This window comes from Oceanicaulis sp. UBA6590 (assembly GCF_002433705.1).
Lineage (GTDB): Bacteria > Pseudomonadota > Alphaproteobacteria > Caulobacterales > Maricaulaceae > Oceanicaulis.
Genome location: NZ_DJIQ01000016.1, coordinates 64,826 through 87,893, shown reverse-complemented (window position 1 = coordinate 87,893; position 23,068 = coordinate 64,826). Strand labels below are relative to the sequence as shown.

The 23,068-nt window shown below is 64.5% G+C and carries 20 protein-coding genes; 7 read left to right on the top strand and 13 right to left on the bottom strand.

What is annotated here, in order from left to right:
• Positions 1-2,046: DNA gyrase subunit A (gene gyrA, locus B2Z70_RS03400; protein ID WP_349682214.1), on the bottom strand; the 2,046-nt coding region annotated here is incomplete at its 3' end.
• Between the two features lie 327 nt (positions 2,047-2,373).
• Between gyrA and B2Z70_RS03395 the strand changes: the two genes are divergently transcribed.
• Both B2Z70_RS03395 and B2Z70_RS03390 read left to right on the top strand, forming a co-directional pair.
• Complete coding sequence (locus B2Z70_RS03395; protein WP_292981001.1) at positions 2,374-2,949, top strand: superoxide dismutase family protein; 576 nt, start codon at positions 2,374-2,376, stop codon at positions 2,947-2,949.
• The gene (locus tag B2Z70_RS03390) at positions 2,949-3,989 is read left to right on the top strand and encodes a Kelch repeat-containing protein (RefSeq protein WP_292980999.1); all 1,041 of its coding nucleotides are present in this window, start codon (positions 2,949-2,951) and stop codon (positions 3,987-3,989) included. The genes B2Z70_RS03395 and B2Z70_RS03390 overlap by 1 nt, the downstream gene beginning before the upstream one ends.
• Before the next feature lie 76 nt (positions 3,990-4,065).
• Here B2Z70_RS03390 and ssb read toward each other — a convergent pair whose 3' ends face one another.
• A complete protein-coding gene (ssb, locus tag B2Z70_RS03385; RefSeq protein ID WP_009801231.1) occupies positions 4,066-4,581 on the bottom strand; it encodes a single-stranded DNA-binding protein in 516 nt (171 codons plus the stop codon).
• A 221-nt stretch (positions 4,582-4,802) separates the two neighbouring features.
• Here ssb and uvrA point away from each other — a divergent pair, with 221 nt between their 5' ends.
• The gene (uvrA, locus tag B2Z70_RS03380; RefSeq protein WP_292980996.1) at positions 4,803-7,685 is read left to right on the top strand and encodes an excinuclease ABC subunit UvrA; all 2,883 of its coding nucleotides are present in this window, start codon (positions 4,803-4,805) and stop codon (positions 7,683-7,685) included.
• Positions 7,686-7,691: 6 nt separating this feature from the next.
• Here the strand turns inward: uvrA and B2Z70_RS03375 are convergent, their stop codons facing one another.
• The 4 genes from B2Z70_RS03375 to B2Z70_RS03360 form a co-directional block, all read right to left on the bottom strand.
• Positions 7,692-8,669, bottom strand: coding sequence for a CPBP family intramembrane glutamic endopeptidase (locus B2Z70_RS03375; protein ID WP_292980994.1), 978 nt, complete (start codon positions 8,667-8,669; stop codon positions 7,692-7,694).
• Position 8,670: 1 nt separating this feature from the next.
• Entirely contained in the window at positions 8,671-9,621 is a 951-nt protein-coding gene (locus tag B2Z70_RS03370) for a hypothetical protein (RefSeq protein ID WP_292980992.1), read from the bottom strand.
• A 2-nt stretch (positions 9,622-9,623) separates the two neighbouring features.
• Positions 9,624-10,625, bottom strand: coding sequence for a hypothetical protein (locus tag B2Z70_RS03365; RefSeq protein WP_292980990.1), 1,002 nt, complete (start codon positions 10,623-10,625; stop codon positions 9,624-9,626).
• Positions 10,626-10,695: 70 nt separating this feature from the next.
• The gene (locus B2Z70_RS03360) at positions 10,696-11,574 is read right to left on the bottom strand and encodes a hypothetical protein (protein WP_292980988.1); all 879 of its coding nucleotides are present in this window, start codon (positions 11,572-11,574) and stop codon (positions 10,696-10,698) included.
• 106 nt (positions 11,575-11,680) lie between these two features.
• On the opposite strand from B2Z70_RS03360, the gene trmFO reads away from it, so the two are divergent.
• Both trmFO and B2Z70_RS03350 read left to right on the top strand, forming a co-directional pair.
• Positions 11,681-13,084 carry a methylenetetrahydrofolate--tRNA-(uracil(54)-C(5))-methyltransferase (FADH(2)-oxidizing) TrmFO gene (gene trmFO, locus B2Z70_RS03355; protein WP_292980985.1) on the top strand — a complete coding sequence of 468 codons (1,404 nt, stop codon included), beginning with the start codon at positions 11,681-11,683 and terminating at the stop codon, positions 13,082-13,084.
• A 70-nt stretch (positions 13,085-13,154) separates the two neighbouring features.
• The gene (locus B2Z70_RS03350; RefSeq protein WP_292980982.1) at positions 13,155-15,095 is read left to right on the top strand and encodes a S9 family peptidase; all 1,941 of its coding nucleotides are present in this window, start codon (positions 13,155-13,157) and stop codon (positions 15,093-15,095) included.
• On the opposite strand, the gene B2Z70_RS03345 is transcribed toward B2Z70_RS03350, so the two are convergent.
• On the bottom strand, positions 15,092-15,937 hold the full coding sequence (locus B2Z70_RS03345; RefSeq protein ID WP_292980979.1) for a squalene/phytoene synthase family protein: 846 nt from the start codon (positions 15,935-15,937) through the stop codon (positions 15,092-15,094). The two genes, B2Z70_RS03350 and B2Z70_RS03345, sit on opposite strands and share 4 nt — an antisense overlap.
• A 139-nt stretch (positions 15,938-16,076) precedes the next feature.
• Here B2Z70_RS03345 and B2Z70_RS03340 point away from each other — a divergent pair, with 139 nt between their 5' ends.
• Positions 16,077-16,673, top strand: coding sequence for a superoxide dismutase (locus B2Z70_RS03340; protein ID WP_292980976.1), 597 nt, complete (start codon positions 16,077-16,079; stop codon positions 16,671-16,673).
• A gap of 77 nt (positions 16,674-16,750) precedes the next feature.
• The gene (locus tag B2Z70_RS03335; RefSeq protein WP_292980973.1) at positions 16,751-18,085 is read left to right on the top strand and encodes a serine hydrolase domain-containing protein; all 1,335 of its coding nucleotides are present in this window, start codon (positions 16,751-16,753) and stop codon (positions 18,083-18,085) included.
• Positions 18,086-18,087: 2 nt separating this feature from the next.
• On the opposite strand, the gene B2Z70_RS03330 is transcribed toward B2Z70_RS03335, so the two are convergent.
• From B2Z70_RS03330 to B2Z70_RS03305, 6 genes are all read right to left on the bottom strand, one after another.
• Positions 18,088-18,498: a hypothetical protein gene (locus B2Z70_RS03330; RefSeq protein WP_009801242.1), complete on the bottom strand. Its 411-nt coding sequence runs from the start codon at positions 18,496-18,498 to the stop codon at positions 18,088-18,090.
• Between the two features lie 92 nt (positions 18,499-18,590).
• On the bottom strand, positions 18,591-18,959 hold the full coding sequence (locus B2Z70_RS03325; RefSeq protein WP_292980969.1) for an Mth938-like domain-containing protein: 369 nt from the start codon (positions 18,957-18,959) through the stop codon (positions 18,591-18,593).
• Entirely contained in the window at positions 18,949-19,932 is a 984-nt protein-coding gene (gene secF / locus B2Z70_RS03320) for a protein translocase subunit SecF (RefSeq protein WP_009801244.1), read from the bottom strand. The genes B2Z70_RS03325 and secF overlap by 11 nt, the downstream gene beginning before the upstream one ends.
• Before the next feature lie 12 nt (positions 19,933-19,944).
• Positions 19,945-21,579, bottom strand: a complete 1,635-nt coding sequence (gene secD / locus B2Z70_RS03315) for a protein translocase subunit SecD (protein ID WP_009801245.1) — start codon at positions 21,577-21,579, stop codon at positions 19,945-19,947.
• A gap of 62 nt (positions 21,580-21,641) precedes the next feature.
• The gene (yajC, locus tag B2Z70_RS03310; protein WP_009801246.1) at positions 21,642-22,010 is read right to left on the bottom strand and encodes a preprotein translocase subunit YajC; all 369 of its coding nucleotides are present in this window, start codon (positions 22,008-22,010) and stop codon (positions 21,642-21,644) included.
• Positions 22,011-22,120: 110 nt separating this feature from the next.
• On the bottom strand, positions 22,121-23,032 hold the full coding sequence (locus B2Z70_RS03305; protein WP_292980961.1) for a LysM peptidoglycan-binding domain-containing protein: 912 nt from the start codon (positions 23,030-23,032) through the stop codon (positions 22,121-22,123).
• Positions 23,033-23,068 lie beyond the last annotated feature (36 nt).

Here is a 23,068-nt window from a genome sequence, read left to right as displayed (position 1 = left end):
CACCCGGACCAGCTTGTCGCCGTCAGCCAGCTTCATGGCGATCTTGCCGTTGCGGTTCACCTGCACGAAATCAGACAGCTTGTTGCGACGCACCGTGCCCGCCGTGGTGGCGAACATGACATCGTACTGATCCCAGCTCTCCTCATCCTCGGGCAGCGCCATCACTGAGGTGATCCAGGCGCCGTCATTGAGGCTGGGCAGAAGGTTCGTGAGATACTTGCCCTTGGTGTTGGGCGCGCCCAGCGGCAGGCGCCAGGTCTTGGTCTTGTAGACCATGCCGTCCGAGCTGAAGAACAGGAGCGGCGCATGGGTCGAGGCCACGAACAGCGTCGCCACGAAATCCTCGTCCTTCATCGCCATGCCCGCACGGCCCTTGCCGCCGCGGTTCTGGGCGCGATAGGTCGAGAGCGCGGTGCGCTTCACATAGCCGCCATGGGTCAGGGTGACGACCATGTCCTCCCGCGGGATCAGGTCTTCATCCTCGATCCCCAGATCACCCTCGATGATAGCCGAGCGCCGCTCGACGCCGAAGCTGGCCTTGGAGTCCAGAAGCTCGTTGCGGATGATGTCGCGGATGCGGGTCGGGCTGCGCAGAATGTCCAGTAGGTCGGCGATGGTTTCGGCCAGCTTGTTGGCCTCATCCCCGATCTCGTCGCGGCCCAGCGCCGTCAGGCGGTGCAGACGCAGATCGAGGATGGCTTTCGCCTGCTCTTCGGTGAGGCGGATCTCGCCGTCCCTGATCTGCGAACGCGGGTCGGCGACCAGCTCCACCAGCGGCGCCACATCCTTGGCCGGCCAGGCCTTGTCGCGCAATTGCTGACGCGCGGTCTGCGGATCGGGCGCGCGGCGGATCAGGGCGATGATCTCGTCGATATTGGCCACGGCCACCGCCAGACCGATCAAGACGTGGGCGCGGTCGCGCGCCTTGCGCAGATCGAACTTGGTGCGGCGGACCACCACCTCCTTGCGGTGATGGATGAAGGTCTCAAGAAAGACCCGCAGGCCCGCCTGTTGCGGGCGACCGCCGATCAGCGCCAGCATGTTGACGCCGAACGAGGTCTGCAGCGGGCTCCAGCGGTAGAGCTGGTTCAGGATCACCTCGGCGTTGGCGTCCTTTTTCAGCTCGATCACCACGCGCACGCCCGAGCGGTCGGATTCATCGCGCAGATCGGAGATGCCCTCGATGCGCTTGTCGCGCACCAGCTCGGCGATCTTCTCCACCATGGTGGCCTTGTTCACCTGATAGGGAATCTCGTGAACGATGATGGCTTCGCGTCCCTGACGGATATCCTCGATCGAGGTCTTGGCGCGCAGGATGACCGAGCCGCGGCCTTCCAGGAGCGCCTTGCGGGCGCCCGACCGGCCGATGATCTCGCCGCCCGTGGGGAAGTCCGGCGCCGGCACGAATTCCAGAAGCTCGGTGTCGGTGATGTCGGGCTGATCGAGCAGCGCCACGGTCGCGTCCACCACCTCGTTGAGGTTATGGGGCGGGATGTTGGTGGCCATGCCCACCGCGATGCCCCCGGCGCCGTTGACCAGCAGGTTCGGATAGCGCGCGGGCAGCACGACCGGCTCCTGCTTGGAGCCGTCATAGTTGTCCCGGAACTCGACCGTATCCTTGTCGATATCGGCCAGCAGCGCTTCAGCCGGGTGGTCCATGCGGATTTCGGTGTAACGCATGGCTGCGGGCGGATCGCCGTCCATGGAGCCGAAATTGCCCTGGCCGTCCATCAGGGGCAGGCCCATGGAGAAGGGCTGCGCCATCCGCGCCAGGGCGTCATAGATCGCGCTGTCGCCGTGCGGGTGATAGCGGCCCATCACGTCGCCGACCACGTTGGCGGACTTCTTGTACGCCTTGTCCTTGCTGTAGCCGCCCTCATGCATGGCCCACAGGATGCGGCGGTGCACCGGCTTCAGGCCGTCGCGCGCATCGGGAATGGCGCGGCTCACGATCACGCTCATCGCGTAATCGAGATAGCTGCGCTTCATCTCGTCTTCGATGGCCACCATCGGGCCGCTCGGCGCGGCGGGAAGGTCTTCATCCATGGGCGTTTCAGGGGGCAAATCGCTCAAAGTCGTTTCGTCCTGGCTGGCGCGCGCCCCTCACCCTCAAGGATGCGGCGCGCGAAAAGAGACGTCGGTCGGGCGCAGGCCGGCGGACACCGCCGTGAATCACCTGCGCACGGTTAGAGGACATGTCTAGCAAGGCTGGGAACGGGCGGCAAACGCGGGTGACGGCTGTGTCCACGGTTTCATGGCGGTTTCAGGTTCAGGACCGGATTGGCCGCAAAAACGCGACGGATTTCAATGTCCGGGCTCGCATCCCGCAAGATGTCCATTAGGTTATGCGTGTAGCCAAAAAGGAGACGCCTCATGAAACGCCCATTTCGCACCCTGGCCTGCACCGCAGCTCTGGGCGCATCCGCCTTCAGCGTCCCGGCCCTCGCCGCCGATCACCATCAGGAGAACGCACACGCCCCCGACGAAGCGCACGCCACGCTGATCGATCGCGCGCGCAACGAGATCGGGCATGCGCGTTTCCAGCAGGGACCAACCGGCGTGCTGATCACCATCGAACTCGACACCCCGGTTCAGTCCGCCCATGGCTGGCACGGCGTGCACCTGCACATGATCGGCGATTGCTCGAACGAGGATTTCACCAGCTCCGGCGGCCATATCAATCCGTCGGGCCATGAGCATGGTCTTCTGAACGCTGAGGGCCCGGACAATGCGGACCTGCCCAACATCTACGTGCATGAGGACGGCGCCCTGCGCGCCCAGGTCTTCACCGACCGGGTGAGCCTGCATGGCGAGTACGACGCGCCCGCGCTCCTTGACGACAACGGCTCGGCGCTCGTCATTCACGACAATCAGGACGACCATTCCAGCCAGCCCATTGGCGGCGCCGGCGCCCGCCATGTGTGCGGCGTCATCGAGGCGTCCCGCTAATGCTGTCGCGGCGGGAAACGCTTGCAGGGATCGGCGCCGCCGGACTGGCGCTGAACCTTGGCGGACACGCAGGGGCGCAAGCCGCGCCCGAGCCGCAATGGAATGCCGGCCCGGACCTGCCCATGCGCGTTCAGGAAATCTATCCCGCCGTGCTGGACGAGGTGATCTATGTGGCGGGCGGGCTGAGCCCGGATGCCGGCCGGGGACGCATCGGGGTATCCGATCGCGTCTTCTCGCTGGCGCCGGATGCGACAAGCTGGCGCGAACGTCCGCGCCTGCCTGTTCCGCTGCATCACCCCAATCTCGTCGGCCTGGAAGGACTGGTCTACGCCGTGGGCGGCTTCACCGCCCAGACCGGCGGCCTGTGGGCTATGAGCGAGGGCGTGCGCGTCTTCGACCCTCAGCGCAATCGCTGGCGCAATGGCCCGGCCATGCCCCAGCCCTATGCTGAAACGGTCGCCGTTGCGATGAACGGCAGACTGCATGTGGTCACCGGACGGCGTCCGGCCGGCCTCTCCAACAAGGCCTGGTCTGACCACGCGGACACCAACGCCCATATCGTGCTCGACCCCGCCGCCCAGATCTGGACCACGGCCGCCCCGGCGCCCACGGCGCGCAATTCCGCGGCGGGCGCTGAACTGAACGGCCGCCTGCACGTGGTGGGCGGGCGCACCGTGTCGGGCGGAAATACGCCGGTTCACGAGGCCTACGACCCCGCAAGCGACAGCTGGGAAATCCGTGCGCCCCTGCCCGAACCCGAGGCGGGTCCGCGCGGGGCCGGCGGGTTGGCCTGCGCCAGCGTGGAAGGCGCGCTCTATGTGTTCGGCGGAGAGTGGTTCGACAACTCCGGCGGCGGCGTCTACGCCCAGGTCTGGCGCTATGATCCCCAGTCAGACAGCTGGACCGGCATGGGCCGCATGCCGACGCCCCGTCACGGCCTGGGCGCTGTGGCCGTGCGCAATGCGATCGCCACGATCGCCGGCGCCGCCCAGCCCAGCGGCGTCGAGACCACCGCCAAGCTCGACTGGTTCACCCCCTGAGACGAGCCTTGAGCGAGCCATGCAAAAAGCCCGGCGCGACGCGCCGGGCTTTTCGGTTTCATCGATGGGACAAATCCTAGAACGGGATGTCGTCATCCAGCGTGTCCGAGGTGAAGTCCTCACGCGGGGCGTTCTGGCGCTGTCCGCCGCCGCCCTGACCGCCGCCATAACCGCCGCCGGACCGGTCATCCATCTGGTTGTTGTTGTAGCCGCCGCCCATGCGGTCGCCGCCGCCGTCGCCGCGACCGTCCAGCATGGTCAGCTCGCCGCGATAGCGCTGCAGCACCACTTCGGTGGTGTATTTGTCATTGCCGTCGCGATCCTGCCATTTGCGGGTCTGAAGCTGGCCCTCGATATAAACCTTGGAGCCCTTCTTGAGATAGTTCTCGGCGACCTTGGCGAGGTTGTCGTTGAAGATGACGACATTGTGCCATTCGGTCTTCTCGCGGCGCTCGCCCGTGGCCTTGTCGCGCCAGTTCTCCGAGGTGGCGATGCGCAGATTGACGACCGGATCGCCATTGTTCAGCCGGCGCACTTCCGGGTCCGCACCCAGATTGCCCACCAGGATCACCTTGTTCACACTGCCCGCCATGCCGCGTCTCCCGCTTGTCTTTCGCGTCGTATTTGTTCACATTCCGTTCCGCGCGTCAATTGAAGCGCGAGTCGGAAGTTAACGAAGCCCATCCGGGGCTCCGAGTCCATCACCGGGCGCCGCTGTCGGCGCCTGAACGGTGGATAGCGGGCCGGGAGAGTCCTAAGTAACGCCCGATACGCCGGCCCGGCAGTCCGCCAGTGAAGGATTTTGCGTCATCCATGTCTGACAAGCTCAAAACCATTTCCGTTCGCGGCGCGCGCGAGCACAATCTCAAGGGCGTGTCGGTGGATCTGCCGCGCGACGAGCTGATCGTGTTCACGGGCCTGTCGGGATCGGGCAAGTCCTCGCTCGCCTTTGACACCATCTACGCCGAGGGCCAGCGCCGCTATGTGGAGAGCCTGTCCGCCTATGCGCGCCAGTTCCTGGAGCTGATGAGCAAGCCCGATGTGGATTCCATCGAAGGGCTGTCCCCCGCCATCTCCATCGAGCAGAAGACCACCTCGAAGAACCCGCGCTCGACCGTGGGCACGGTCACCGAGATCTATGACTATATGCGCCTTCTTTGGGCGCGGGTGGGCGTGCCCTATTCCCCCGCCACCGGCGAGCCGATCTCGGCCCAGACCGTGTCCCAGATGGTGGACCGCATCACGGCTCTGGGCGACGGCGCCCGGCTTTACCTGCTGGCCCCCATCGTGCGCGGCCGGAAGGGCGAATACCGCAAGGAGTTCGCCGAGCTGCTGAAGCAGGGCTTCCAGCGCGTGAAGGTGGATGGCGAGTTCTACGCCCTTGAAGAGGCGCCCGAGCTCGACAAGAAGTTCAAGCACGATATCGACGTGGTGGTGGACCGGGTGGTCACCAAGGAGGGGCTCGAACAGCGCCTCGCCGACAGTCTCGAGACCGCGCTGCGGCTCGCCGACGGCATCGCCATGGCCGAGTTCGCCTCTGACCATGGCGAACACAAGACCGGCGAGCGGATCGTGTTCTCCGAGAAATTCGCCTGTCCGGTCAGCGGCTTCACGATCGAGGAGATCGAGCCGCGCCTGTTCTCGTTCAACAATCCGTTCGGCGCCTGCCCCGCCTGTGACGGCCTCGGCCAGAGTCTTGAGTTTGACGAGGATCTGGTGGTCCCCGACCGGGACAAGTCGCTCTATGACGGCGCCATTGCGCCCTGGAGCCGCGCCACCTCCAAGCTCTACCAGCAGACCCTGCAGGCGATCGCGGACCATTACGGCGCCAGCATGTACACGCCCTGGCGTGATCTCGACAAAGCCTTCCAGAAGACCGTGCTTTACGGGACCAGGGACAAGATCAAGTTCACCTATGAGGACGGGCTGCGCCAGTTCACCACGTCCAAGGCGTTTGAAGGGGTGATGCCCAATCTGCAGCGCCGCTGGCGGGAGACGGATTCAAGCTGGGTGCGCGAGGATCTGGCGCGCTTTCAATCGAGCCAGCCTTGTGATGTCTGCGACGGCAAGCGCCTGAAGCCCGAAGCGCTGGCGGTGAAGATCGCCAAGCACGACATTTCCGAAGCGGGCGAGAAATCGATCAAGGATGCGCGCGACTGGTTCTCCTCCATCGAGGAGACGCTGTCGCCCAAGGATCAGGAGATTGCGCGCCGCATCCTGAAAGAAATCCGCGACCGCCTGAAATTCCTCGTCGATGTGGGGCTTGATTATCTCACGCTCAGCCGCGCCTCGGGCACGCTGTCGGGCGGGGAAAGCCAGCGCATTCGTCTCGCCAGCCAGATCGGCTCGGGCCTGACGGGCGTTCTGTATGTGCTCGACGAGCCGTCCATCGGCCTGCACCAGCGCGACAATACCCGTCTGCTCGATTCCCTGCGCGGACTGCGCGATCTCGGCAATACCGTCCTCGTCGTCGAACACGATGAAGAGGCCATCGAGACGGCGGACTATGTGGTCGATCTCGGTCCGGCTGCGGGCGTGCATGGCGGCGAGGTGATCGCGGCGGGCACGCCGGCGGAAATCGCCGCCAATCCCAAATCGCTGACCGGGCAGTACATGTCGGGCAAGCGCATGGTGCCGGTGCCCGAACAGCGCCGCCCGGTGGACCTCAAGCGCGCCGTGACCGTGAAGGGCGCCACCGGCAACAACCTTCAGAACATTGACGCGGCCTATCCGCTGGGCGTCCTGACCTGTGTGACGGGCGTCTCGGGCGGGGGCAAATCAACGCTCACGATCGAGACGCTCTACAAGGCGGCGGCCAGGCGGCTCAACAACGCCTCCCAGGTCCCCCTGCCCCATGACACGGTGGAAGGCCTCGATCAGGTCGACAAGATCATCGATATCGACCAGAGCCCGATCGGCCGGACGCCGCGCTCAAACCCCGCCACCTATACCGGCGCGTTTACACCCATCCGCGAATGGTTCGCCTCCCTGCCTGAATCCCAGACGCGCGGCTACAAGCCGGGCCGCTTCTCCTTCAACGTCAAAGGCGGGCGCTGTGAGGCGTGTCAGGGCGATGGCGTGGTGAAAATCGAGATGCACTTCCTGCCCGACGTCTATGTCGAGTGCGATGTCTGCCACGGCAAACGCTTTAACCGCGAAACGCTGGAAGTGACCTTCAAGGGCAAGTCCATCGCCGATGTGCTGGACATGACCGTCGAGGAAGCCGCCGAGTTCTTCAAGGCGGTCCCCTCCGTGCGCGACAAGATGGAGACGCTCAAACAGGTGGGGCTGAGCTATGTGAAGGTGGGTCAGCCCGCCACCCAGCTTTCGGGCGGTGAGGCCCAGCGGGTGAAGCTGTCCAAGGAACTCGCCAAGCGCTCAACCGGCAAGACGCTCTACATCCTCGATGAGCCGACCACCGGTCTTCATTTCGAGGATGTGCGCAAGCTCCTCGAAGTGCTCCACGAGCTGGTCGATCAGGGCAACACGGTCATCGTGATCGAGCACAATCTTGATGTCATCAAGACCGCCGACTGGCTGCTGGACCTCGGCCCCGAAGGCGGCTCAGGCGGCGGCCAGATCGTGGCCGAAGGTACGCCCGAAGATGTGGCCGAGGTCGAGGCGAGCTGGACCGGCCGCTATCTCAAACCGCTTCTGGAGCGGGACAAGGCGCGTCAGGCGAAGCTGGCGGGGTAGGTTCCGCTACCCCTTCCGCCCCCGGATGATCAGGCCGATCAGCATGATCGCGCTCAGCCCGCCCATGGCGATGAGCTGGGCGTAGGTTTCCGGACCAATTGTGACGCTTTCAACGCCCGCCATGCCGGTGGCCGAGCTGAACACCTGCGCCACGGCGGTGTGGATGGTCTGTTCGGGGTCGGAGGCCATGAGGGCGAAGGTCGGCGCGATGACCGCGACGGCGTTGAAGGCCCCATGAGCGGCGGCGGCCTCGATCATCGAGCGGCGCCACAGCGCGGTCAGCGCGAAGACGAGCCCGGTCAGACCGATGCCAGACAGCGCGAGCACGCCATACATCAGCCCGGAAATGAAGACATGCAGGTGCAGCAGGGCGAAGGCGAAGCTCGCTGTGAACACGCCGAGAACCTTGCCCCAGCGCGCCGTCAGCGCGCTCATCAGCCAGCCGCGAAAGACCAGCTCTTCAACCCCGCCCTGGATGAGAAATCCGATGAACAGCCCCGCATAGGCGATCAGCGCCGCCTGACCGAGCGCGCGCGCCGGATCCAGCTCTCCCAGTGCGTCGTTCGCCGGCGCGGCGCCGAGATTGAGCAGTGTGGCGGCGACGGAAACGAGCACCACCAGCACCATTCCGAGCGGCAGCCCCAACAGGTACCGCCCCAGAAAGCCTCGCCCCTCGATCCCGATGGTGGAGAAGGACCGCTTCTCGAACAGCTTCACCCAGACCAGCGTCATGACCGCCCAGGTGATGAACTGCAGCAGCATCAGGGGGAGCAGGATGGTGAGCGTGTTCTCGCTCAACGCGGACTGCGCCGCCATGGGATCGGTGGCGCCGGAGGAGACCGTCAGAACGAGGGTGTAGATCACCGTCCCGATCACCACGGGCACGGAGGAGACGAGATAGCCCGCCACCATCAATCCAAGGGCGCCCCACCCCCAGGTGCGTCGGGCGGTTTCGGGCCAGGGCGCATACAGGGCTTGGGTCATCTCAATCAGCCTTATCAGAGGGAGCCGGCATGGCCAGAGCCAGCTTGGCGCTGACGCCGCGTCCCATCAACATGATGACGCCCATGATCAGCATGACCGAGGCTGAGGTCAGCCCCATCCAGGGCAGGTCCTGATCCGTCGGCAGGGTTTCAGCATAGAGGCGCATCATGATGAACGGGTCCTCTGTCCGGGTGCTGATCGTTTCCATCATGGCGAGCACTTCGTCCATGACATTCACCGTGTACACCCCGTAGACGACAGCCATCGCCAGGAGATAGACGAGGAAGAAGACCAGCCAGGCGATACAGACCCCGACCAGATGGCGCCAGGCCGTGCTGACCGCCTGCCCGATATCGAAACGGCCCGTAACCGCGTGCGCCGGCAAGGCGGTGAACAGGGCCAGCCCGGCCAGCATCAACCCGAACAGGATCAGCCCCAGCACAAGGGCGATGACGCCTATCCCGGCGGGATCCCCTCCGCTCTCCTGCACCAGCGCGACCCCGACGAGGCTGGTCGTCATCACGATCACCAGCACGATCAAGGCGGCGAAATAGACGCCGAAGATCACGATGAAGCCCAGCGTCATCCGGCCCAGATTGCCCCAGCCCGGCCACAGGGTGAATCGCCCGCTCATGAACAGCACCAGCCAGACCGCCTCCAGCCAGAGCCAGAGCGGCGCGCTGATGACCGAGAACAGGGAGCTGAAACCCGACAGGCGCATGTTCAGCGCTAGGGCCTCGACCATGTCGCCCGCTTCCGCAAGCATCAGACCCTCACGCGCCATGCGCCCCATGAGGCCGTACTGGACCGCCATCAGGGCCGCAAAGACGACGGCCTGAAGGACCAGCAGGAAGGCGACGGCTCCCGGCCGCGTCCGCAAGACCGCAAAACCGAAACCCAGCGCCCCGCCCACCGTGAATCGGTGAGCGGGCGTCGTCGCCATATCCGTCATGATCAGCCCTCGGAGGGCGCCTGTCCCACCGAATCCGCGGGCGCTTCCAGCGGGGTTTCGGGCGGGAAGCCTCCATCATGGCGCACCGCCACATAGGCGCCCACGCCGTGCCAGCAGCCGTGCACGAACACCTCAAAGATCATCTGCAGAACGATGGCGATGCCGGCCATCACCCAGAAGAGCGGATTCTGCAACGCCTGCATGAGAGCGTTCATGAAGACTTCCGGGTCGGAGCCGTCCTCGATCTGGATGAGGGCGCCAATCAGTTCGGCGCCGCCGATCATGATGAAACCCTGCTGGATCACGCTCAGCACCACATAGCCGATGATGGCGACCAGAATCAGCACGAGATAGGACAGGAACATCCACCCCATCACGCCGCCCGCGGCGCTGAAGCCCTGGAAGATTTTCACGCCCCGCTGGCGCACCGTCAGGCCGGGCGCCGGCGCCATGCCCAGGGCGAACAGGATCCAGCCCACGACCAGCACAATGGTCAGGAGCGTGTTGGCCAGCGCCTGAAGCGCCACGCCGCCGCCCTCTCCGCTCGCCATCAAGCCGGCGTTCACCGCCGCGTAGAGCAGGACCGTCACGATATAGCCGGCGAAGATCAGCAGCCCCATGACGATGTTGACCAGCAACAGCCGCAACTCGTCCGCGCCGAACCGGAGCGGAATGCCGCCCGCGACTTCGTTGCGCGTCAGCAGGCGCAGCCACGCGCCCTGCATCATGAGCGCGGTGATCAGAAGGCCGATCGTGCCCAGCGAGTAGAATCCCACGCCCTGCATCACCGCCTGTATCGCTTCCGCGTCAGAAGGCTCGCCCTTGCCGCCATAGCTGATGACCAGATCGATCAGCGGCCAGAAGCCGTAAAGGATCAGGGCCGCAAAGGCGGCATACAGGATGATCTGCCACACCGCGATCCAGGCCACGCTCAACGGGCGCGCCCCGAAAACCTTGAAGAAATAGAAGGTGGCGTCGATGAAGTTATAGCTGGGCTTGGACATGGTTCCCCCCGCGTGTCCGAACGAAGCATTCGCGTGAGAGGATAGCCCAGACGCCCGAAAAGGTCTTGTCCTAATCGGCCTGAATTTCGCCTTCTGCGGCGTATTTGTGATAGAGCGCGGACAGCGCCGCGATCAGGGGCGCAGCCAGCAGGGCGATCTTGCCCGCGCCGTACAGGGCCGAGATCAGCAGCATGAGCACCGGGCTGACCGTCAGCTGTCCCGCCTCGCCTGCGGCGGACTGGGCGATGACCGGGCCGGCGCCCAGCAGCGCCAGACAGATTGCATTGAAAACAGCGAGGGTCAGCACGCCTGGCGCAAGGCTGGCGAGGCTGGTGAGCGTGATCTCGATGCTGCGCGCACGCGACAGCGGCCAGATCGACAGGACGCGCACCGCCCGTTCGTTCAGGGTGGCGGGCGCGGTCAGCGCCAGACGCGTGATGAGCCACAGGCTGAACAGCACGAAAACCGTCACGAGCACCACCGAGACCGCAAGCGCCCCGGGGCCCATCAGCTCGAACAGGTTCACATAGCCCTCCGGCTGCGGCGCCCCCGGATCCATGTCCGTGAAGGCGAGACCGGCGATCATGAACGCCATGGCCACGCCGGCTGTCATCAGGATGATGGTCAGAAGCAGCAGGACCAGGAAGAGCGCCCAGGCGAGCCGCCCTTCATCCCCGCCCAGCGTCAGACCGTGAAAGCCTTTTTGCGGCAGTCCCAGCGCCTGACGCCCCAGGCTGGCCCAGCCGACCACGAAGGCGCCGAAGGCGGCGATCATGAACAGGATCATGCCCGGCGCGGCGCCTGGCGCATAGGCGTGCGCATAGGCGGTCAGTAGCGATTGGACCGAAAACACCACGCCGTATAGCCCGGCCGCAGCCAGCACAGGCGTCGGGTTGTCCAGCACAAAACGGTAAGCGGCGCCGACAGCGCGAAGATCGATCAGTTTCATGGTGCGCCAGTTAGCCCGAAATGCGGGTCAGGCCAAGGATCAGGGCGCCGAAAGCCTGTTTGGGAACGATTGAGCCGCACCCGCTTCGCGACTATATGCTCGGGCCATGACTGATATGACCCCGATCCACATCATCGGCGGCGGCATGGCCGGCTCCGAAGCCGCCTGGCAGGCCGCAAACGCGGGCGCCCGCGTCATCCTTCACGAGATGCGCCCGGTGCGTCCGACCTTCGCGCACCAGACCGAGGGCCTGGCCGAGCTCGTGTGCTCGAACTCCTTCCGCTCTGACGATGCGGAAACCAACGCCGTCGGCCTCCTGCATGAAGAGATGCGCCGCGCCGGATCATTGATCATGGCCATGGGCGACAAGCATCAGGTGCCCGCCGGCGGCGCGCTGGCGGTGGATCGCGAAGCGTTTTCGGCGGATGTGACCGCCGCGATCGAGAACCATCCCAATATCGAGATCGTGCGTGAAGAGATTGCAGGCTTGCCTCCCGAGGACTGGGACAGCGTGATCGTGGCCACCGGCCCCCTCACCTCGCCCGCGCTGGCCGAGGCCGTGCACGAGCTCAGCGGCGAAGGCGAGCTGGCCTTCTTCGACGCCATTGCGCCGATCCTCTATGCGGAGTCCATCAATATGGACATCGCGTGGAAGCAATCGCGCTATGACAAGGGCGACACCGAAGAAGACCGCGCCGCCTATATCAACTGCCCGATGGACAAGGACCAGTACGAGGCGTTCGTGGACGCGCTTCTCGCGGCGGACAAGACCGAGTTCAAGGACTGGGAGAAGGACACGCCCTATTTTGATGCGTGCCTGCCCATCGAGGTGATGGCCGAACGCGGCCGCGAGACCTTGCGCCATGGCCCGATGAAGCCGCGCGGGCTGACCAACGCCCATGACCCGGACACCAAGCCCTATGCCGTCGTGCAGCTGCGCCAGGACAATGCGCTGGGCACGCTGTTCAACATGGTCGGCTTCCAGACCAAGATGAAATACGGCGCGCAAACGGACGTGTTCAAGATGATCCCGGGGCTGGAGAACGCCAGCTTCGCCCGCCTCGGCGGCATTCACCGCAACACCTTCCTGCATTCGCCCAAGCTTCTCGATGGGGTCATGCGTCTGAAAGCGCGCCCGTCCCTGCGCTTCGCCGGTCAGATCACCGGGGTCGAAGGCTATGTGGAAAGCGCCTCCATGGGGTTGCTGGCGGGCCGGTTCGCCGCCGCCGAGAAGCTGGGTCGTGAGATCTCGCCGCCGCCGCCCACCACGGCGCTGGGCGCGCTTCTGACCCATATCACCACCGGTCATGTGCCGGGCAAAAAAGGCGCGTTCCAGCCGATGAACGTCAATTTCGGCCTGTTCCCGGATATCGAGGCGCCCACCAGGGACGCCGAAGGCAAACGCCTGCGCGGCAAGGACAAGTCCGTCGCCAAGAAACGCGCCATGAGCGCGCGCGCCCTGAGCGATATTGACGCCTGGCTGGGCGAGAAAGCACAAGCTGCTGAATAAAGGGCTGTTACAGACTCTTCTCTTGATTTGAGGGAGCGCTGCATGAAGGTTTCCCCCAGAGGGGGATTCCATGCTCACATCCATACTGCGCGCCGCTGGCGCTCTTCTCATGTCCTCGGCGCTGGCCTCCGGCTCAGCAGCGCACGCTCAGGACTTGCCGGCTTCCGCCTTTGCCCGGCTGCCGGGCACCCAGGGCGTTTCGATCTCTCCTGATGGATCGCGGATCGCGTTCGTCACCCATGAGGGCGAGGAGCGCTATGTGGTGGTCATGGACCTTGAGACGGGCGCGCAGGAAGCCGCCGATTTCAGCACCATGCGCGCCTATTCCACGTTCTGGACGGATGAAGACACGCTGATCGCCACAGCCGGACGGACCCGAGAGCTGGGAATCGTCTCAGGTGATGTGAACTTCCAGGCCTTCGTCACCATCAACGCGGATACGATGGAGGCCGAACAGCTGATCCGCGAAGGCCGGGATCTGGGCTATAATTTCGACACGGCGAGTCTCGCCGGCGAAGACCCTGAAACGGGCCGGTTGTTCATGCCGCTGCGAGACACGCGCGGGGCGCTGAACCTCTATTCGGTCGATCCTGAAAACGGGCGTCGCATGTCGCTCGTAGCGCGCGGCGACGAGACGACCAGGGGCTGGATATCCTCGCCGGACGGGCGGAGCTTTGTACGCCTGAGCTATAATAACAGTCTTAACCAGTACCAGATCGCGATCGAGGAGAACGATCAGTGGCGCATCCTGTATGAAGCGCGGCAGAACCTGATCGACATGTCAGTGGCCGGCTTCACCGCCGATGGGCAAGCGCTGCTGGTGAGGCGGTATACTGACGGGCCTGGACGCGTCAGCGGCTTGCAGCGCCTCTCCCTGAGCGACGGCGCCTGGGGCGATATCTACTATCAGAATGACCGCTATGATGCAGGCGACGTCCGGATTGATCCTCACCGGGGCTACGTGGCCGGGGTCACAATCACGGCGGAACGAACCTCCACGCAATGGTTCGATGAAGAGCTGGCGGCGCTGCAGGCCAATCTGGATCAGGCCTTCAATGGCGCCCGCGTCACGCTTGTGGACTGGACGCCGGACCGGATGAAGTTTGTCATCGCCGTGTCCGAGGCTGATGCGCCATCCGTGTATCATCTGGTCGACCTTGCGAGCTGGAATGTCACTCCGCTCCGGGCGCGCTATCCCGAACTCTACGGACAGACGCTGCCCCAACGAGACCCTGTCAGTTATACGGCGCGTGACGGCGTCACGATCCCGGCCTATCTCGCCCGGCCTGCAGGCGAGGGCCCTCACCCCTTCGTCCTTCTGGTCCATGGCGGCCCGGCTTCGCGGGACGTGGACGGGTTTGACTATTTTGCCCATTACCTGGCGAGCCAGGGATTTGGCGTCCTGCAGCCGCAATATCGCGGCTCAGCCGGCTTCGGCGAACGCTGGATGGAAGCCGGTTATGGCCAATGGGGGCGTGGCGTGATGCAAGATGATCTCACGGATGCTGTGAACTGGCTTCGCGAACAAGGACTGGCGGACCGGGTCTGCATCGCCGGGGGCAGCTATGGCGGCTATGCGGCTCTGGCGGGCGCAGCCTTCACGCCCGGTCTGTATGACTGCGCCATCGCCATCAACGCCCTGTCGGACGCCGACAACTTCCTGAACTATATCGAGAACCGGTTCGGGCGGGAGTCACAGTCCTTCCGCTACTGGAACCAGCATTTCAGCGGCGAACCGGATGGACGCGCCAGCGGTGAGCAATTGCGCGCCCTCTCCCCCGCCCAGCATGCGGAAGCGGTTGAAGCCCCTGTTCTGCTTCTTCACAGCCGCGATGATACGGTCGTTCCCGAGGAACAGAGCCGGATCATGGAGCGTGCGTTGCGACGGGCACACAAGGAGGTCGAGTTCACCCGCCTGCAAGGCGGCGATCACAGCCTGGAGGATTACCCAACGCGACTTGCCGTTCTGGAAGCCATGGCGCAATTCCTGGACACGGAAATCGGCGACTAGACCCGTCCCGTCAGCGACGCCCAGGTCAGGCGCGCGTTTTGCCCAAGCGGCCCGCGCGCGATCTGTTCGCGGAAAGGATCGCCTAGCCCCTGAGCGCTTTTCAGATACCCGCGGGCCAGCGAGGCATAGCCCACCGCCGGAAAGACCTCGGCCGGCAGGGCGCTGCGGGTTCGGCTGAGCATGCCCGCAGCCTCCTGCGCTTCGGTGATCAGCCCCGAGAGCGCCGCCCTTGCGACCTCGGGCTTGCGCCCCGCTCTCAGATCCGCCTCGCTCATGTCCGCGCCCGCGAGCTCGTCTGCGCTGTAAGGCGGACGTCCGGCCTGAACGAGCGGCGCAAAGGCGCGCAGCAGCCCTGCAAACCCCCACAGGCGGCCCGCCGCCTGGATGGCGGCGCCCGCTTCGCCGCCGAGATCAAGATCCGGCTTCAGCAGCCGTGCGGCGATCCGCATCAGCGCGGCTGAGGTCCGGTCCACATAATCGCGGCGGTCTTCGCGGGTCGGGAACGGCCCCTCCCCCAGGTCGGCGCTGCGCGCCTCTATAAGGCCGACCAATGCAGCCTCGTCAGGAGCGCCCGGCGCTTCGCGCAATTCAGACAGCGCTTCATAGACGTCATGGCGGCGCACCTTGGGCGGGGCTGCAAACAGATCCGCCGTCGCTTCGCGCGCCCAGGCCAGCCGCATCTCCCCGATCACAGGCTCTGACACCTTGTCGGGAATCTGCGCGATCTCGTGATAATAGGCATAGAGCGCATACAGGCGTGCGCGAAGTTCGGCCGGCGCAAACAGCGCCGCCATGCGCCGTTCAGGGTCGTTCGCGGCCAGCAGGCTGTCGAAATCAGTCACGCTTTTCTCTCTCGCCAGTAGACACATACGGGTTGGAACCCATATCTAGCTCGTGCGTAATACCTGAGTATGGCGGTCTTCCAACAGGCCGCCGCACCCTATGAGCACCCTCTCGCTCACACTCCCAAAGGAGGCCGACATGGCGTTCACTCTTCCCGACCTGCCCTATGCCCAAGATGCTCTGGCGCCGCATATCTCCGGCGAAACCCTGAGCTTCCACCACGGCAAGCACCATAAAGCCTATGTCGACAAGGCCAATGACGCCATCAAGGGCACCGACTATGAAGGTCTGAGCCTGGAAGAGGTCATCAAGAAAAGCTGGTCCGAGAAAAACATGGGCGTGTTCAACAACGCCGCCCAGATCTGGAACCACACCTTCTACTGGAACTCGATGAGCCCCAATGGCGGCGGCAAGCCGACGGGCGCCATCGCCGAGGCCATCGACAACTCCTTCGGTTCCTACGACAAGTTCGCTGAAGAGTTCAAAGCCGCCGGCGCCGGCCAGTTCGGGTCGGGCTGGGCCTGGCTCGTCAAGAACGGCGACAAGCTGGAAGTGCGCAAGACGCTGAACGCGGAAAACCCGATCACCGACGGCGCCACCCCGCTGCTGACCATGGATGTCTGGGAGCACGCCTATTATCTCGACTACCAGAACCGCCGTCCGGACTATATCGGCGACTTCCTGGGCAAGCTCGTGAACTGGGACTTCGCCAACCAGAACCTGGCCAGCGCCTGAATTCTTTAAGCGTTGACGAAAAGAGCGGCTGCGGTGACCTTCACCGCAGCCGTTTTTTTTATGTCTTTGGGGGCCACATGCGGATCGACCTGTCACACTGGCGCACCGGCGCCTCTCTCGCCGCGCTTGCGCTGGCATTCACCCTGTCCGCCTGTGGCGACCCTGCAGGAACGTCAGCGCCCGAACCGGCGCCAAGCCAAAGCGCCGCCCCGGCGCCCGCCGCTCAGGGCTTCAGTGAAGAGGGTCTCGCCCAGCTCGACAGTCGGCTCGTGGAGCTGGCCGCCGCGCGTCAGCGCGCCGGTTATGTCGCCGTGCTCGCGCGCAATGGCGAGGTGATGCACACCGCCACGGCCGGCTACGCCGATCTGGAAGCCGAGCGCCCCATGACGGCCGATACCGTGGTGCGCGTCGCCTCCATGACCAAGCCGGTGACGGCGGTGGCTGCGCTGATGCTGGTTGAGGACGGCGTGATCGCGCTGGATGATCCGGTCAGCGATTACATCCCCGCTTTCGCGAATGTCCGCGTCGCCACCTCGCTGCAACGCGATGAGAACTATGAAATCCCCACGGTCCCGGCCGCGCGCGCGATGACGGTGGAAGACCTTCTGACCCACACGTCCGGGCTCGGCTATGTCTTTGACTATGAGAGCAATCTGGGCGCGCTCTATATCGGGAATGACATCTATTCCGCCGAAGGCGACATGAACAGCCGCATGGAGACCTTGGCGGGCCTGCCTCTGTATTTCCAGCCGGGTTCGGCCTGGTTCTACTCCTACGCCAGCGATGTGCTGGGCCACCTGGTGACCGTGGCGTCAGGACAGAGCCTTGAGGACTTCAGCCAGCAGCGCATTTTCCGCCCTCTGGGCATGAACGACACCACTTTTTTCCTGCGCGATGATCAGCGCGATCGTCTCGCCGCCGTCTACACCCATGGGGAGGACGGCGCCCTGACCCGATTGTCTGACAGTCAGGACACCATTCCGGACAGCCCGATCGAAGCGGGCGGCGCGGGGCTGCTGTCCACGGCGAATGACTATATCCGCTTCGCCCAGATGCTCGCCAATGGCGGCGAATTCGAAGGCGTGCGCCTGCTATCGCGGGACACCGTCGCGGACATGGCGACCGCTCACGTCCAGGCGGACCGCATGCCCGATCGCATGGATGCGATCGATCTGGGCTATGGCTATGGCGTAGGCGTGATCTATGACGGCCCTGGTGAGCACCCGGTCCGCAATACGGGCGATTTTGGCTGGTCGGGCTATTTCGACACCGAATTCTTCATCAGCCCTTCGACCGGCGTTGTCGCGGTGATCATGAGCCAGGAACAGCCGGGCCCCACCACATCGGAGACCATAGGCGCGCGCGCTGTCTTTGACCGGCTGGTCTATGGCGCGATCACGCCGGAATCCTGACTTCAGGCTGAAAGCGCGCTGAGCGGATCGTCGCCGAGATCCCGTCCAAGGTGGTCGGCGGCGGCCTGCCAGCTGGGAAGGGCGATCGCCTTTCCGCCGCGCATCAGGATGAGCTTGCTCAGATGCGCGGTCCGCATGCGATTGGCGTCGTTATAGAGGTAGATGAACAGGTCCGGCTTGGTCCAGATATCGCCTGTCCGCTCAAAAAAGGTCGAGATGTCATGGGGCTCGATAATCGGGTCGCCCCTGCGATAATCCACAATCAGGACATCATGGTTCAGGGCCTTGCGCGTATAGTCTTTCACGGCGCGCTCGAGGATGGGCTTCATCGTGAACCCGACAATCGCCGTATAGCTGATTGTTCCGTCCAGAGTCCGTTCAATGATCTGAAGCGTCTCGCCCGTATTCGGCATTTTTCAACTCACTTAAGAAAAATCGTGAAAAAGCCTCATACATAAGGGACTTAATCGCATCCGGATAAAACCTCAGACACGGTAAACAGACTCTAAACCGAGATCAGCGCCGCGGCGACATTGCGCCCCTCGCCCGCCAGAAGATTATAGGTCCGGCATGCGGTTGCGGTGTCCATGACCTCAAGCCCGATCCCGGCGTCCCGGAAGGCCTGCCGGACAGCGGCGGGCGGATGTATCAGACGCTCGCCAACACCCAGTATCACCATGTCGGGGCGATCCGGCCGGTCGATGAATATCCGCAAATCCTCAAGGGTCAGGGTCTCTCCCTGACGCGTCCAGGGGCGAGCCGCCCCATCCACAATCAGGGTCGCCCCCTCCTTGCGCACGCCGGCGATGCGAAAACCGCCATCGCCGAACGCGTCAATCGGAGGCAGGCCTGTGCCTGACGCATTACGGGGCAAGAGCGCCCCCTTCGGCGTCGTCGTCGGAAGTCCGTTTCACGCCGGTCAGCGTCAGAAGCGGCGCCGCCACGAAGATGGACGAATACGTACCCACGCCGACACCCCAGATCAGGGCGAGTGCAAACCCCTGCAGGGCCGGGCCGCCGATCACGGCCATGGCGACAATGGCGATCATCGTGGTGCCGGAGGTCAGGATGGTGCGCGAGAGGGTCGAGTTGATGGCCCCGTTCAGCACGTCCACCGTGGGGCGTGTCTTGAACTTGCGGAAGTCCTCGCGGATCCGGTCATAGACGATGACGGTGTCGTTCATCGAATAGCCCACGATCGTCAGGATCGCCGCGATGGTGGACAGGTTGAATTCAAGCTGGGTGATTGCGAAGAAGCCGATCGTGGCGATCACGTCATGGATCAGCGCCAGGACCGCGCCCACCGAATACTGCCATTCGAAGCGGAACCAGATGTAGACCAGCATCAGGAAAAGCGCGACGCCAATCGAGGTGGCGCCCGCCACCACAAGTTCGCCGGACACCTGAGGGCTCAGCGATTCGATCTTCTGGAAGGTGATGCCGGGAAACTCGCGCTCAAGCGTATCGGACACATACTGACGCACGGCCTGCTGGGCCTCCGCATCATTCTCGACCGCATGCCCCTCAAGCTCGTTCACACGCTCTGCCGAGACCTGGCCAACACGAACCAGCGCTTCATTCTCCGAGCCGAAGCCCTGGACCTGGACATCGCCCAGCTGCAGGCCCTCCATAACAGAACGCAATGCGCCAAGATCGGCCGGTCCTTCGGTCCTGACCTCGATGGCGGTGCCGCCGCGGAAATCGATTCCGAAATTGAGCCCCAGGGTGAAAAACGCCCCGAGAGATCCCAGTATCAGGGCCACGGACACCAGGAAGGCGGCGAAGCGGACCTTGATGAAGGGGATGTTGGTGTCAGTCGGAATGAGACGGACGAGTGCAAGCGCCATGATCGCCTCCCCTTACATTGCCAGCGTTTTCGGCCGGCTCGTGCGGAGCCAGATCGAAATCAGAAGACGAGAAAATACAAAGGCGGTGAAGACCGAGGTCAGGATGCCCAGGCCCAGCGTCACCGCAAAGCCGCGCACGGGTCCCGCGCCGAGCATGTAGAGCACGGCGGCGGCGATCAGCGTAGTGATGTTGGCGTCCAGAATGGCGGACAGGGCGCGCGAATACCCGGCCTCAAAGGCTGTGGTGACGGTTCGTCCCAGCCTGTACTCCTCCCTGACCCGTTCAAAGATCAGCACATTGGCGTCCACCGCCATGCCGATGGTCAGAACGATGCCGGCAATGCCCGGCAGGGTCAGCGTCGCCTGGAGCCCGGACAGAGCGCCCAGAAGCAGCAGGATGTTCGCCAGCAGCGCCAGGGTCGAGACAATGCCGAAAAAGCCGTAGGCCAGCGCCATGAAGACGATAACGAGGCCAAAGCCGATCAGGACGGCCGTTTCACCACGTGCAACCGAGTCTGCACCGAGAGACGCCGTGACGGTCCGTTGTTCCACCGGGGTCAGACGCGCCGGCAGCGCGCCCGCATTGAGCATGTTGGCGAGGTCGGTCGCCGACTGCATGGTGAAGCCGCCCTCGATGATGCCGGAGCCGCCCGTAATCGGATTTCGGATCACGGGCGCAGAGATGATGGTGTCATCAAGCACGATGGCGAAGCGTCGGCCCCGATTCTGGGTGGTCGCGTCCGCGAACGCGCGGGCGCCCGTCGTGTTGAAACGGAAGTTCACCGCCGGCTGGCCGTTCTGGTCAAAGGCCTGACCGGCGTTGACCAGTTGCTCGCCTGTGACCAGCGGACGGCGCTGGACCGCAAGGAAGGGTTCGCTGGACCGTTCGGAGGGCAGGATCATCACGCCGGGCGGCGTTCGGCCCGTGCCATCGGGATTAATGGTCACGCCCTCTTCCACCATGTGGAAGGTCAGACGCGCGGTCGTCCCGACAATATCGATGATGCGTTGAGGATCGTTTTCGCCCGGCACCTGGACGAGCACGCGGTCCTCGCCCTGACGCGCGATATTGGGCTCGGTGGTGCCGGTGGAGTCCACGCGGCGACGGATGACCTCGATGGACTGGGTCACGGTGCGCTGACGGATGGAGTCCAGGGCCGCCTCGGTAATCGCCATCCGGATGGTGCGATCATCATCGCCCCGGGTGATGGCGAGGGTCTGGTTGAGACCCTGGGCGCCGGTCGCTGTGGTGATCGGCTCGCTCAGCTCCTCCAGCCGCTCCATGGCCCGGTCCATGTCTTCAGGCCGCGACAGGCGGACCAGCACCTGGCCTTCCACTACAGCCGGCGACCCGGACAGCAGGATCGGCGGATCCTGCCGCAGGGCGCTTCGGGCGTCATCCTGCAGGTTTTCCAGACGCTCCTGACGCACTTCATCCATGTCCACCTGGAAGACCAGGTGTGAGCCGCCCCGCAGATCCAGACCCAGATTGATGGTCTGGTGCGGCAGGACCGTGAACACGCCCTTGGGCTCGCCATTGGCGTCCAGACGGACGTTCTCGGGCACGAAATTGGGCAGGGTGAAGAGCAGGCCGATCAGGATGACGAGGGTGACGACCGTCGTCTTCCAGGGAGCGAAATACAGCATGGGGCACTCAAGCGTCCGGCGGCGCCGGGCCCAGGACCCGACGCCGGAATGTCAGTCAGGCCTTAGTCAGCAGACTTGGCGTCGGCGGCGTCATTGGCCGGCTCGGTGCGCGTGCGCACTTCCATGATGGTGTGCTTGAGCACTTTCACCCGGACGCCTTCGGCCAGCTCCACAGTGGCTTCCGCATCGGCCACGCGGGTGACCTTGCCGATCATGCCGCCGGACGTGACGACTTCATCGCCCTTGCGAAGACCTTCCACCATTTCACGGTGCGCCTTGGCTTTCTGTTGCTGCGGCCGGATCAGCAGAAAATAGAAGACCACGAAGATCAGGATGAACGGGGCGAACTGCATGATCATGTAGCCCAGCCCACCTTGGGCGCCGGAGGCGGCGGTGGTGGCAAGAAAGACAGAGTCGGTCGCAGAAAACATGGCGGCTCCGATGAGAACGAGCGGTTTAGGGTTGCCGGAATATATCGGGGTGCGCGCGGCATGCAACAAGACCCGGCGGTACGTCCTCACCGGATTTGCTCAGCCGGGCCCTATCGCGACGGCAAAACCTGCATCGGATCGACCGGGCTGACCCCGCGCCGGACCTCGAAATGCAGGGCGGTGCGGGTTTCCGAACCGGAAGCTCCGGCGTCGGCAATGTGCTGCCCAGCGGTGACCCGGTCGCCCACATTCACCCGCAGGATCGAATTCAGGCCATAGGCCGTCACCCAATTGTTCTCGTGACGAATGAGAACAAGCTCGCCATAGCCCTGCAACTCATTGCCCGCATACACCACTTCTCCATCCGCCGCAGCGCGCACCGGGTCTCCGAGACGCGCGGCGATCCGGATGCCGTCAATGCGGGCGCCCTCAGCGCCGCCATACGGTGTGATCACCTGGCCCTGCAGCGGCCATTGGAAGCTTGGCGCATTCGCGGTCGAGGCGCGAGGCGGCGGGCTGGCCCGTCGCGTCGGCGCGGAGGGCTGGGCGCTGGCGCCGCTGCTGGCCGGCTGGGCCTGTGCGACAACGGACCGCGCCTGTCCGCGCACGGCCAGCTCCTGTCCGGGATAGATCGTGTAAGGCTGACGCAGGCTGTTGAGCCGGGCCAGCTCTTCGGTGCTCATGCCGTGAGCCAGCGCGATGCGATACAGATTATCGCCCCTGCGCACCGTGTAAACGGACGGGCCGGGCAAGCGCACGGTCTGTCCGCGCTGCAGGGTATAGGGTTCACGCAGACCGTTTTCAGCGGCCAGATCCGCGAGGGAAACCCCGCATCGCTGGGCGATGGCGTACAGCGTATCGCCAGACTGAACCGTGAGGCTGCGTCCGCATCCCCCCTGTGCGCGCGCCGCGCCGGAGCCGCCATGCTCGATAGGCGCGGGCGCACGTACAGGAGCAGCGCAAGCGGACACGGCCGCCGCGACGCTCAGTCCCAGCAATATTGTGCGCAGTCTGGGGCGCATGCACCCTGCCCTATCGTGTCCTACGAAGGGGCAGAA